At 72.8% G+C, this 10,944-nt stretch carries 11 protein-coding genes; 2 read left to right on the plus strand and 9 right to left on the minus strand.

Features of this window, described 5'->3' with window-relative positions; all coding sequences use genetic code 11:
• Positions 1-60: 60 nt before the first annotated feature.
• On the plus strand, positions 61-549 hold the full coding sequence (locus tag JOE68_RS14705; RefSeq protein ID WP_204842907.1) for a hypothetical protein: 489 nt from the start codon (positions 61-63) through the stop codon (positions 547-549).
• A 72-nt stretch (positions 550-621) separates the two neighbouring features.
• Here JOE68_RS14705 and JOE68_RS14710 read toward each other — a convergent pair whose 3' ends face one another.
• From JOE68_RS14710 to JOE68_RS14745, 8 genes are all read right to left on the minus strand, one after another.
• Positions 622-1,524: a DUF4328 domain-containing protein gene (locus tag JOE68_RS14710; protein WP_204842908.1), complete on the minus strand. Its 903-nt coding sequence runs from the start codon at positions 1,522-1,524 to the stop codon at positions 622-624.
• Position 1,525: 1 nt separating this feature from the next.
• Positions 1,526-1,834 carry a rhodanese-like domain-containing protein gene (locus JOE68_RS14715; RefSeq protein WP_372443293.1) on the minus strand — a complete coding sequence of 103 codons (309 nt, stop codon included), beginning with the start codon at positions 1,832-1,834 and terminating at the stop codon, positions 1,526-1,528.
• A 128-nt stretch (positions 1,835-1,962) separates the two neighbouring features.
• On the minus strand, positions 1,963-3,570 hold the full coding sequence (locus JOE68_RS14720; RefSeq protein WP_204842910.1) for a monocarboxylic acid transporter: 1,608 nt from the start codon (positions 3,568-3,570) through the stop codon (positions 1,963-1,965).
• Complete coding sequence (locus tag JOE68_RS14725) at positions 3,567-3,923, minus strand: DUF485 domain-containing protein (RefSeq protein WP_307819688.1); 357 nt, start codon at positions 3,921-3,923, stop codon at positions 3,567-3,569. The genes JOE68_RS14720 and JOE68_RS14725 overlap by 4 nt, the downstream gene beginning before the upstream one ends.
• A gap of 468 nt (positions 3,924-4,391) precedes the next feature.
• Complete coding sequence (locus tag JOE68_RS14730) at positions 4,392-6,131, minus strand: sodium/solute symporter (protein ID WP_239563890.1); 1,740 nt, start codon at positions 6,129-6,131, stop codon at positions 4,392-4,394.
• A gap of 44 nt (positions 6,132-6,175) precedes the next feature.
• On the minus strand, positions 6,176-6,616 hold the full coding sequence (locus tag JOE68_RS14735) for a hypothetical protein (protein WP_204842913.1): 441 nt from the start codon (positions 6,614-6,616) through the stop codon (positions 6,176-6,178).
• A complete protein-coding gene (locus tag JOE68_RS14740; RefSeq protein ID WP_204842914.1) occupies positions 6,613-7,467 on the minus strand; it encodes a LytR/AlgR family response regulator transcription factor in 855 nt (284 codons plus the stop codon). The genes JOE68_RS14735 and JOE68_RS14740 overlap by 4 nt, the downstream gene beginning before the upstream one ends.
• A gap of 63 nt (positions 7,468-7,530) precedes the next feature.
• On the minus strand, positions 7,531-8,394 hold the full coding sequence (locus tag JOE68_RS14745) for a S49 family peptidase (protein WP_204842915.1): 864 nt from the start codon (positions 8,392-8,394) through the stop codon (positions 7,531-7,533).
• A gap of 54 nt (positions 8,395-8,448) precedes the next feature.
• Here JOE68_RS14745 and JOE68_RS14750 point away from each other — a divergent pair, with 54 nt between their 5' ends.
• On the plus strand, positions 8,449-8,616 hold the full coding sequence (locus JOE68_RS14750; protein WP_204842916.1) for a hypothetical protein: 168 nt from the start codon (positions 8,449-8,451) through the stop codon (positions 8,614-8,616).
• 1,014 nt (positions 8,617-9,630) lie between these two features.
• Here JOE68_RS14750 and JOE68_RS14755 read toward each other — a convergent pair.
• Positions 9,631-10,890 (minus strand): sensor histidine kinase, encoded by a 1,260-nt coding sequence (locus JOE68_RS14755; RefSeq protein WP_204842917.1) that lies wholly within the window; start codon positions 10,888-10,890, stop codon positions 9,631-9,633.
• Between the last annotated feature and the right edge of the window lie 54 nt (positions 10,891-10,944).

Below are 10,944 nucleotides of genomic sequence, written 5' to 3' on the forward strand. Positions count from 1 at the left end.
ATGGCGTGGAACCGCCGGGGTCGGCACGACCGCCGGCGGTCGTCAACGAGGAGGACCCCCATGCGTTTCCCCACCGTGCCGCGCTCCCGCCGCGGGCTCGTCGCAGCCGCCCTGTCGGTCGGCGTCCTGGCGGCGGGCGGCGTCACGATGACCGCCCTCGCCGCCCCGTCGACCGGCACGCCCGCCGTCGGCGGCAGCGTCGCGACGAGCCCGGACCGCGAGCCGAGCAGCACCGTGACGGGACCGCCGTCGACCACGAGGTCGAAGCCGCACGGCGGCACGACGACCAGCAGGCCGAGCAGCCCGGCGCCCAGCAGCACCGTCACGGGCAGCCCGGCGCCGAGCAGCACCGTGACGAGCAGCCCGGCGCCCAGCAGCACCGTGACGAGCAGCCCGGCGCCCAGCAGCACCGTGGCGACCAGCCCGGCGCCGAGCACCTCGGTCGAGGTGACGCGCACGACCCGGCCCGGCATCCCGTCCACCACGAGGACCGCGATCCCGACGACCCCGTCGGCGACCTCCACGACGTGGTCCCGGCCGAACGCGTGACCGACCCGGCGTGACACCGGTCCCCGGCGGCCGGGCGGCTGCCGGGGACGGCCCCGGCCGGCGGGGCCCCGGCTAGCGGGGCGAGGCGTGGGCGCGGACGGCGCGCAGCGCCGGTTCCGGCGCGTCCTTCACGCCCACCACCCGCATCCGCCGCAGCGCCTGCGCGGGCATCGGCAGCAGCGCGGCGGTGAGGCGGCGGACCAGCACGGCGGTCGTGAACGCCACGGCGGCGGCCAGCAGGTCCGACACGGCGTGCAGCAGGACGCCGTCGGCCAGGGCCTGCACGCCGGAGCGGAACGACCAGGCGAAGGTGAACAGCCCGAACAGCCCGGCCACCACCCACAGCCCCCACCACCACCGCACCAGGCGGGACGGCGACGGGCGGGCGTCGGCGGGCAGGCGCAGGGCCGCGTGCTCCAGCTCGGCCGCGACCGAGCCGGGCACCACCAGGTTCAGGCCCGGCACCAGCACGCCGACCAGCACCTCGGTGTCGGACCGGGACGGGGCGTAGCCGGCGGCCGATGCGGCGGCGGCGCGGGCGCGGCGCAGCCACAGCAGCGTCAGCACCAGGGCCGTGGCGGCGGCGACCAGCGCGACGGCCGACGACGAGCCCACCATGGCGTCGGAGACGTCCACGGTGCCCGCCGACAGCGCCCCGTAGCGGCTCGTCGCGAGCAGGGCGTAGCGCCAGACCTCGCTGCCCGCGGCCCACAGCGCCGTCAGGCCCGCGAGCCCCAGGGCGTGCGACGCGGCGCGGGCCTGGCGCTGGACCCGGTCGACGGCGTCGGCGGGCGCGCCGTCGGTCGCCACCGACGTCGGCCAGCGCCACGCCAGCAGCGGGAAGCCCCACCGCGGCGGCACCGGGTAGGACGGCGGGCCGGCGTACGGGCGGCGCGGGGCGGGCGGACGGGGGCGCGGCTGCGCCCCGGGCGGCGGGGACGCCACCCAGTCCACGCCCATCGGCCGCGGCGCCACGTCAGATGACCTCCGGCTCCGCGCCGTCGACCCCGCCGACCAGCGGCCGGCCGGCCGCGGCCCACACCTGCATCCCGCCGTCGACGTTCGTCGCGTCCCAGCCGTTGGCGTTGAGGTACTGCGTCACCCGCGCCGAGCGCCCGCCCGCCCGGCACACGACGTAGAACTCGCTGTCGCCGGGCAGCTCCTCCAGCCGCTGGGCCAGCTCGCTCATCGGGACGTGCAGCGCGCCCGGCGCGTGGCCGGCCGCCCACTCGTCGGCTTCGCGCACGTCGAGCAGGACTTTTCCGGCGGGCAGCTCCGCGGGCACCGCTGACACTTCAACGCTGGGAACGGTCACGCCCCCATGCTGCCACGCACCCCCGTGAGCGGGGGATGAAGGCCGGGCCGCCTCCCCCGGTCGACGGACGGGGAGGCGGCCCGGGCGGGGTGGCGCGACTAGTGCGCCGTGGCCTTCTCCGCGCCCACGCCGGTCAGGGCGCGGACCTCCATCTCGGCGTACTTGGCGTCGTCGCGCTCCTTGGACAGCACCGTGCCGAGGTAGCCCAGCAGGAACGACAGCGGGATGGACACGATGCCGGGGTTGTCCAGCGGGAACCAGTGGAAGTCGACGCCCTGGATCATCGACGGGCTCTTGCCGGTGGCGTCCACCGGCTTGCCGGACACCACCGGGGAGAACACGATCAGCACGATCGTGGACGCCAGGCCGCCGTAGATGCTCCACAGCGCGCCGGAGGTGTTGAACCGCTTCCAGAACAGCGAGTACAGGATGGTCGGCAGGTTCGCCGACGCCGCCACCGCGAACGCCAGCGCGACCAGGAAGGCGATGTTCTGGCCGTTGGCGAGGATGCCGCCGAGGATCGCCACGACGCCGATCACCACGGCCGTGATGCGGGCGACCCGCACCTCCTGCGCCTTGTCGTCCACCGCGCCCTTCTTGATCACGTTGGCGTAGATGTCGTGCGCGAAGGAGGCCGACGCGGTGATCGTCAGGCCGGCCACCACGGCGAGGATCGTCGCGAACGCCACCGCCGCGATGATGCCCAGCAGCACGGTGCCGCCCAGCGCGTAGGCCAGCGCGGGCGCGGCCGAGTTGACGCCGCCGGGCAGGCCCTTGATCACGTCCGGGCCGACCAGCGCGCCCGCGCCGTAGCCCAGGACCAGCGTGAACAGGTAGAAGATGCCGATCAGCCAGATCGCCCACACGACGGAGCGACGGGCCTCCTTCGCGGTCGGCACGGTGTAGAAGCGCATCAGGATGTGCGGCAGGCCCGCGGTGCCCAGGACCAGCGCGAGGGCGAGCGAGATGAAGTCGACCTTGCCCAGGCCCGTCTTGCCGTACTGCAGGCCGGGGTTGAGGATCGCCTCGCCGGTCCGGCCCGCCTTGGACACGGCGCTGTCGAGCAGCGAGGACAGGTTGAAGCCGAACTTGCCGAGCACCCAGGCGGTCATCAGCGCGGCGCCCGCGATGAGCAGCACGGCCTTGATGATCTGCACCCAGGTGGTGCCCTTCATGCCGCCGACCAGCACGTAGAAGATCATCAGCAGCCCGACGACGGCGATGACCAGCGCCTGGCCGGTCTTGTCCTTGATGTCGAGCAGCAGGGCGATCAGGCCGCCCGCGCCGGCCATCTGCGCCAGGAGGTAGAAGAACGACACGGCGAGCGTGGACGTGGCCGCCGCCGCGCGCACCGGGCGCTGCCGCATCCGGAAGCTCAGCACGTCGCCCATCGTGTACTTGCCGGTGTTCCGCAGCAGCTCGGCGACCAGCAGCAGCGCCACCAGCCAGGCCACCAGGAAGCCGATCGAGTACAGGAAGCCGTCGTAGCCGTTGACCGCGATGGCGCCCGCGATGCCCAGGAAGGACGCGGCGGACAGGTAGTCGCCGGAGATGGCGACGCCGTTCTGCGGGCCGGTGAACGCGTGGCCGGCGGCGTAGTAGTCGGAGGCCGTCCGGGTGTTGCGGCTGGCGCGGAACACCACGACCAGCGTCACGACGACGAACAGGGCGAAGATGCCGATGTTGAGCAGGGGGTTGCTGTTCACCGGTCGGCCCCCTCGACCTCGTGGCGGATGCGGTCGGCGATCGGGTCGAGCTTCCGGTTCGCGTGCCGGACGTACAGGGTGGTGATGACGAACGTCGACGCGAACTGGAGCAGGCCCAGCAGCAGGCCGACGTTGACGCTGCCGAACACCTTCGTGGACATGAAGCCGCGGGCGTAGTCCGCGAGGAGGACGTAGAGCACGTACCAGGCCAGGAAGAGCCCGGCCATGGGGAACACGAAGGTCCGCAGCCGGCGGCGCAGCTCGACGAAGTCGGGACCGGCCTGTACTTCAACCCAATCGGGGGTCGCTCCAACGGGGGTGGCGCCCCCTGACGCGTCTTCGGCAGTGCTCACGTTCCCCTCCTCGGACTTGTCGACGGTGTGAACGCCACGTAATCCCTCCTGGTGCGTTCGATACGCGCAGCACCGTAAGGAGACGTAGGTCACCCCTGAAAGACCCCGTCCGTGGACTTGCGCTCAACAGTCGGGTGATGCGATGAGCGGTAGGAATACTGAGACGAGCAGTCACCCGCTTGAGGTAGTGCGCCGTTCACCGGATCGAATGGTTTTCTGCCACACCTTCTTGTGCTGTCCTACCGCTCGCGGTCGGGGCGCGGGGCTGAACGGGTGGAGCGGGCCGCACCCGCGCCACCCGGCAGGGGCAGCGGGGTCACCGACCACCGGGCGCGACCGCGGCGATGGGCCGTGGCGAAGAACACACCGCGGGCGCGCGGATCGCCTTTCTTCCGCAGGAGGCGGGAAAGTTCCATCGCCGATCCATGGAATGCGCGCCGACCGCGGGTGATCCCGCGCGACGCCCGGTCAGGACCGCGGCTGGTCGCGCCGCTCGGCGAGCCGGGCCTTCTCCTCGGCGGTGCCGAACCGCTGCACGTCGCGGTCCCGCATGAACCCCAGCGGGTCGGGCGCGTGCAGGCGCAGCAGGATCCGGCTCACGTCCTCCGGCCGCCGCCGGGCGGTCAGCTTGCTGATCAGCACCATGGTCAGGAACGCCACCGGCACCGTGACCAGCGCGGGCTGCGCGAACACCGAGGGCGCCCACCACCCGGTGTAGGAGCTGACCACGGTCACCGCCTGCGACCCGATCACCAGCCCGCCGCCCACCACCAGCCCGGCGATCGCGCCCACCCAGGTCAGGCCGCGCCACCAGATCCCCAGCACCAGCAGCGGGCAGAACGTGGACGCCGCCAGCGCGAACGACATCGCCACCGTCAGCGAGGCGTCCGAGCGGGGCAGCACCAGCGCCAGCCCGATCGCCACCGCGCCGGTCAGCACCGTCGCCCACCGGAAGTCCCGGACCTTGCCCGGCAGGATGTCCGTCGACACCACCCCGGCGACGCTCACCAGCAGCCCCGACGACGTGGACAGGAACGCCGCGAACGCGCCGGCCGCCACGATCGCCCCCAGCACCTGCCCGAGCACGTTCGGCTGCATCGTGCTCGGCAGCAGCAGCACCGCCGCGTCCGTCTTGCCGGTCACCAGCAGCTCCGGCAGGTACTGGCGGGAGATGATGCCCAGCACCGTCGGGAAGATGTAGAACAGGCCCAGCAGGTACAGCACGTGCAGCGCCGTGCGGCGGGCCGCCTTGCCGTCCGGGTTCGTGTAGAACCGCACCAGCACGTGCGGCAGTCCCATGGTGCCCAGGAACGTCGCGAAGATCAGCGAGTAGGTCTCGAACAGCCCGCCGAGCCCGCCGGTCTGGGGTTCGAGCCACCGCTCGTTGTCCGTCGGCGAACCCTCCACCACCGGCACCGGCGACCCGGCCCCGAACCGCAGCTCGGTGTCCTTGGCGACGGTGTACGTGCCGGGCGTCCAGTACACCGCGCCGTCCGCGCGGGCGCCGTTGACCCGGCCGTCCGCCGTCAGCTCCATCGGCAGCGCGACCTGCACCCGCACCTCGTCCACCGTGGTGACGGCGACGTCCTCGTGGAACCGCAGCACGCCCTCGGCGTCCACCGCCGGACCCCGGTCCCCCGGGCCGGTCAGGAACACCGCGAACAGCACGAACGTCGGCGCGGCGATCGCGAACAGCTTGCCCCAGTACTGGAACGCCTGCACCAGCGTGATGGCGCGCATCCCGCCGCCCAGCACGTTCACCACGACGATCACCGTCACCGCCGCGCCGCCCAGCCACGCGGGCAGCCCGGTGATCGTGTTCAGCGTCAGGCCGGCCGACTGCAGCTGCGGCACCAGGTAGAGCACGCCGATGCAGATCACGAAGAACGTGCAGACCCGGCGCAGGTTCGTCGACCCCAGCCGCGCCTCGGCGAAGTCCGGCAGCGTGTACGCGCCCGACCGGCGCAGCGGCGCGGCCACGAACAGCATCATCGCCAGGTAGCCCGCGGTGAAGCCGATCGGGTACCAGAGCGCGTCGATGCCGTCCTTGAGCACCAGGCCCGCGACGCCCAGGAACGACGCGGCCGACAGGTACTCCCCGGAGATCGCCGCCGCGTTGCGGGTCGCCGGGATCGCCCGGCGCGCCACCAGGAAGTCCGGCGTGGTGTTGGCCCGGCGCGAACCCACGTAGCCCAGCAGGAACGTCATCGCCGCGACGACGACGACCAACCCCAGGCTCCAGAGGTTCTGGATCACCGGTCCACCGTGCTGACGAAGTCGTGCTCGTGGCGCTCCGCGAGTCTTCGGTAGGCGTAGCCCACGCCGTAGCACAGCGGGAACGGCAGGATGCCCAGCAGCAGCCACGGCAGCCGCACGCCCAGCAGCTCCACCTCGCCCAGCCCCGGCGCCAGGAAGAAGACCACCGGCAGCAGGGCGAGCAGCAGCAGCGTGCCGCCGCCGAGCAGGAACGCCGTGCGCAGCTGCTGCCGGATCAGGTCGCGGATCAGCTTCTCGCCGACGCTGGTCTGCTCCTCCAGCTCGATGATCGTGCGCAGCACCCGGCCCCGGCCGCGCGGGTCGGCCAGCACGACCCGGCGGCGGCGGTTCTTGCGCGTCGCCGCCGCCGGCCAGGCGTCCCGCTCCCCTGGCTGCGGCTGGTCGGGCTGCCCCGGCGGGCCGGAGTGCTTGCTCATCCCCAGCTGCTCTTGGGCGGGCGCACGATCCGCTCCTTCAGCTCGCGGGTGTGCCGCCGGCTGACCGGCAGCTCCTTCGCCGCCTCGCCCGAGCCGATCACCACCGCGTAGCCGTTCGACGTCATCCGCAGCTCGGTCACCAGCGGCAGCGCCACCAGGAACGAGCGGTGGATGCGCACGAAGCCCGCGTTCTCCCAGCGCTCCTCCAGCTGGGCCAGCGGGATGCGCACCAGGTGGCTCTGGCCGTCGCCGGTGTGCAGGCGCGCGTAGTCGCCCTGCGCCTCGACGTACCGGACGCTGGCCCTGGGCACGAGCTTGATGGTGCCACCCAGCTCGACCGGGATGACCTCGTCGTCGGTCGGCTCCTGCGGCGCGGGCTCCGGTGTCGCGGCGGGCGCCGCCGCGACCCGCTCGACCACGCGCGAGATCGCCTTGTTGATGCGGTCCTCGTTGATCGGCTTGGTCACGAAGTCCAGCGCGCCGACCTCGAAGGCCACGACGGCCTCGGAGTGCTCGACGCCGGTGACGAAGACCAGCGCGGGCGGGGCGCGGAAGGCGCCGAGCACGCGGGCGAGGTCCGTGCCGCTGAGCCCCGGCATGTTGATGTCGGCGAACACCGCGTCCACCGGCGGCAGGCCCGCGCGGGTGCGCTCCATGACGTCGGGGTCGTAGTCGCCCCGCAGGACGCGCAGGGCCTCCGCGGCGTCGAAGGCGGTGAGCACGCGGCGGATGTGCGGGCTGCTCTCGAGCAGGTACTTGATCTCGCTGAGACCGGGCGCCTCGTCGTCCACCGCCAGGACGAGGAGGCCGGTGTTGTCCTGGATACTCACTGTGCCGCGCATCTTGCCCATTTACGCCGGTCCGTGTCTACGCGGACCGGCCGGTGTCGACGCGACCGTGACCTCGACCGGGTGTCACAAGCCGAATCGCGACCAGCGCGCCCGCTCCTCCAGCGCCGCCAGCGCGGCCGGCAGGAAGTCGCCTGAACGGGTGGAACTCCCGGCGAGCCCGAGGCGGGCGAGCAGCGGTCGGCGGGGCTCGGCGACGGTGATCTCGGCGTCCGGGTACCGCTTGGCGACGACGGACCGCACCGTGCCGATCGCGTCCACCAGCCCGAGCTCGACGGCCCGCGCCCCGGTCCAGACCTCGCCGCTGAACAGGTCGGCGTCGGCGTGCAGCCGGTCGCCGCGCCGCTCCCGCACCCAGTCGACGAACTGCGCGTGCAGGTCGCCGTGCAGGCCCTTGAGCCACTCGACGTCCTCGGGCTTCTCGGGCTTGAACGGGTCGAGCCGGACCTTGTGCTCGCCGGCGGTGTAGACGCGGCGCTCGACGCCGTGGCGCTCCAGCAGCCCGTTGAGCCCGAACCCGGCGCTGACGACGCCGATCGAGCCGACCAGCGAGGTGCCGTGGGCGTAGATCTCGTCGGCGGCGCAGGCCAGCCAGTAGCCGCCGGACGCGGCGACGTCCTCGCAGAAGGCCAGCACCGGGACGCGCTTGCGGGCGGCCAGCTCGCGGACGCGCTCGGCGATCAGCGCGGACTGCGTCGGCGCGCCGCCCGGCGAGTTGACCAGGAGGGCGACGGCGACCAGGCGGTCGTGGTCGAACGCGCGGGTGAGGGCGCTCTCGACGTTCTGCGCGTTGATGGTGTTGCGGGCCATCGGCGTCGGCGTCGGCGTGATCACGCCGTGCAGGCGCACCGCCGCCACCACGGGCCCGCGCTCGGCGCGGTCGCTGACGATCTTGGGCAGGCGGGCCGCGATCTTGTCCGTCACGCTCATGGGTCGACCTTACGTGTGCCCGCGGGAACGGCGTGGCGGAGCTAACATCGGCCGGTGACGTTCAACCCGATCCGGTGGCTCGAACGCTACGTCGAGTGGTGGGACGACCGGGGCAGGCAGAACGCCGACGGCCCCGGCCCCATGCACGTCTACTGGATGTGGATCGTCTGGTCGATGTGCGCGGTGATGATCGTGGCGGTGCTGGCCATCGCCGCCGGCTGATCCCCGGCGCCAACCGACCCCCTGCTGCCCTGCGCTCCCGACTCCCCCACGTCACACCTCGGGCCGAACCCCACACCTCAGACCCCACCTCACGCCTCAGGCCGATCCCCGCACCTCGGGCCGACCCCACACCTCGAGCCGACCCCGCACCTCGAGCCGATCCCCACACTTCGGGCCCCACCACACGCCTCGGGCGAACCCCACACCCCCACACCTCGGGCCAATCCCGCACCTCGGGCCAATCCCGCACCTCAGGCGAACCCGTACCACGGGCGGATCCCGCACCCAGGGCTTCCGCTTCGCACCTCGGAACTCCTCAAGCCCCCGGCGCCGATCCCCGCCGTCCGGTCCCCCGGCTCTCAAGCCCCCGCCGCAGCCACCGCCGCCCGGCGGCTCCCCGATCCAAGCTCCACCCCGGCCCAGGCTCCTCGATTCGATCGCCGGCGGCTCTCCGAGCCTCGCTCGCCCCTCAGGGACCCGCTCGTCAGGGACCCGCTCGCCCTCGCCGCGGACGCCCAGCAGATCCCGATCGCCCCGCAGGCACCCGGCTTTCTCCGCTCAGCGCCCCCGCGTCCGTGTCCGGGTCCGCCGCCCCGCATGTTCGCCGCGCGCACCGCACCCTCCGCGCACCGCACCCACCGCATCCGACCGCCACGCACCATGCCCGCCGCACCTGTCCACCGCGCCGCGCCCGCCCCGCCATGCCGCCACGCGCCATGCCCGTCGCACCCGACCGCCACGCACCGCGCCCGTCCGCGACCGCGGATGCCCACCGCGCCCGTCCACCGCGCCGCGCCTGTCCACCGCGCCGCGCCCGCCCACGCCCGTCATGCCCGCCGCGCGCGGCACCCGTCCGCCGCGCACCATCACCAACCGCGCGCACGCCGCCACCAGCGCGCCCGAGTGCCTTGGCGCCTCGCCGTGGGGGCCGCTTCCTTACGTTTACGGCAACGAAGTCCCCGGCGGAAAAGTGCCGGGGCACACGTACCTCGATCAAGTGATCGCCCAGGGCGGTCAGGTGCGGATCGCGGGTTGTTCCGCCGTCTCCTCCAGCCTGGGCGGCACGAGGGGCAGGTTGGTGCGCACGCCCGGCGAGTACTTGGGCACCTTCAGGATGATCTTCATCCCGGCGTCCGGCGCGGTTTCGACGACCAGGGCGTAGTCGTCGCCGAACACCGCCCTCATCCGGTGGTTGATGTTGCCCAGGCCCACGTGCGCCCCGGTCTGGTGGGCGTCCTTCAAGTCCTCGAACAGCCGGTCCGGGTCCATGCCGACGCCGTCGTCCTCCACCGAGATCAGGGCCTCCGCCCCGTTGTCCTCGGCGAGGATCGTCAGCAGCCCGCCGCCCGGCTTCTTGGCCAGCCCGTGCCGCACCGCGTTCTCCACCAGCGGCTGCAGGACCAGGAACGGCAGCACCACCTGCAGCACCTCGGGCGCGATCTTCAGCCGCACGTTCAACCGGGGCCCGTAGCGGGCCTGCTCGATGGTCAGGTAGCGGTGGATGTTGGTCAGCTCGTCGGCCAGCGTCGTGAAGAACCCGTCGGTCCGGAACGAGTAGCGCGTGAACTCCGCGAACTCCTGCAGCAGCTCCCGCGCGTGCGACGGGTCGGTCCGGATGAGGGACGAGATCGTGTTCAGCGCGTTGTACACGAAGTGCGGCGAGATCTGCGCCCGCAGCGCCCGCACCTCCGCCTGCGCCAGGGCCTGCCGCGACTTCTGGAGCACCTCCAGCTCCAGCTGCGTCGAGACGAAGCGGGCGGTCTCCTCGGCCATCCGGATCTGCCGCTTGTTCGCCACCCCGCTCACCACGATCAGCGTCCCGGCGACCTCGGACTCGACCAGCAGCGGCACGATCACCGCCGAGTGCAGCGCGCACGGGCCGGGCAGCTCGCAGTCCAGCTTCCGGTGCTCGACGTGCTCCTTGTGGAACTCGCCGATGGCCCGCTCGATGTACGGGCGCAGGAATTCGTAGTGGTCGTTGGCGCCGCCGTCCCACGACAGCAGCGTCCCCTCGTGGTCGGTGATGCCCACCGCGACGCACCGCAGCATCTCGCGCAGGTGCGGTGTGGCCTTGTCCGCCGCGTCCTGCGTGAGCCCCTCCCGCAGGTCCGCCGACGCCTTGGACATCCGGTGCAGCATGTCCATCACGGCGTCTTCGACCGATGTGCTCACCCTGCGGGCGCGGCAGAGCATCACGAAGAGGCCGAGCACGGCCAGGGTCGCGATGACGCCGAGGACCGCGCGCTCGGTCAGAAGGTCACGCACGGCGTCCATGCTGTGCCGTGCGGTGCTCTCTCGGCAAGGGGTGGTCCTGGATCGGGTAGACAT

Origin of the sequence: Saccharothrix algeriensis, assembly GCF_016907655.1 — a bacterium.
In the GTDB taxonomy this organism is placed as follows: domain Bacteria; phylum Actinomycetota; class Actinomycetes; order Mycobacteriales; family Pseudonocardiaceae; genus Actinosynnema; species Actinosynnema algeriense.

Coding starts and splice junctions, on each gene's coding strand:
- JOE68_RS14705 (WP_204842907.1), top strand. CDS start 61: ATGCGTTTCCCCACCGTGCCGCGCTCCCGCCGCGGGCTCGTCGCAGCC.
- JOE68_RS14745 (WP_204842915.1), bottom strand. CDS start 8,394: ATGAGCGTGACGGACAAGATCGCGGCCCGCCTGCCCAAGATCGTCAGC.
- JOE68_RS14730 (WP_239563890.1), bottom strand. CDS start 6,131: ATGACGTTCCTGCTGGGCTACGTGGGTTCGCGCCGGGCCAACACCACG.
- JOE68_RS14755 (WP_204842917.1), bottom strand. CDS start 10,890: ATGGACGCCGTGCGTGACCTTCTGACCGAGCGCGCGGTCCTCGGCGTC.
- JOE68_RS14740 (WP_204842914.1), bottom strand. CDS start 7,467: ATGGGCAAGATGCGCGGCACAGTGAGTATCCAGGACAACACCGGCCTC.
- JOE68_RS14735 (WP_204842913.1), bottom strand. CDS start 6,616: ATGAGCAAGCACTCCGGCCCGCCGGGGCAGCCCGACCAGCCGCAGCCA.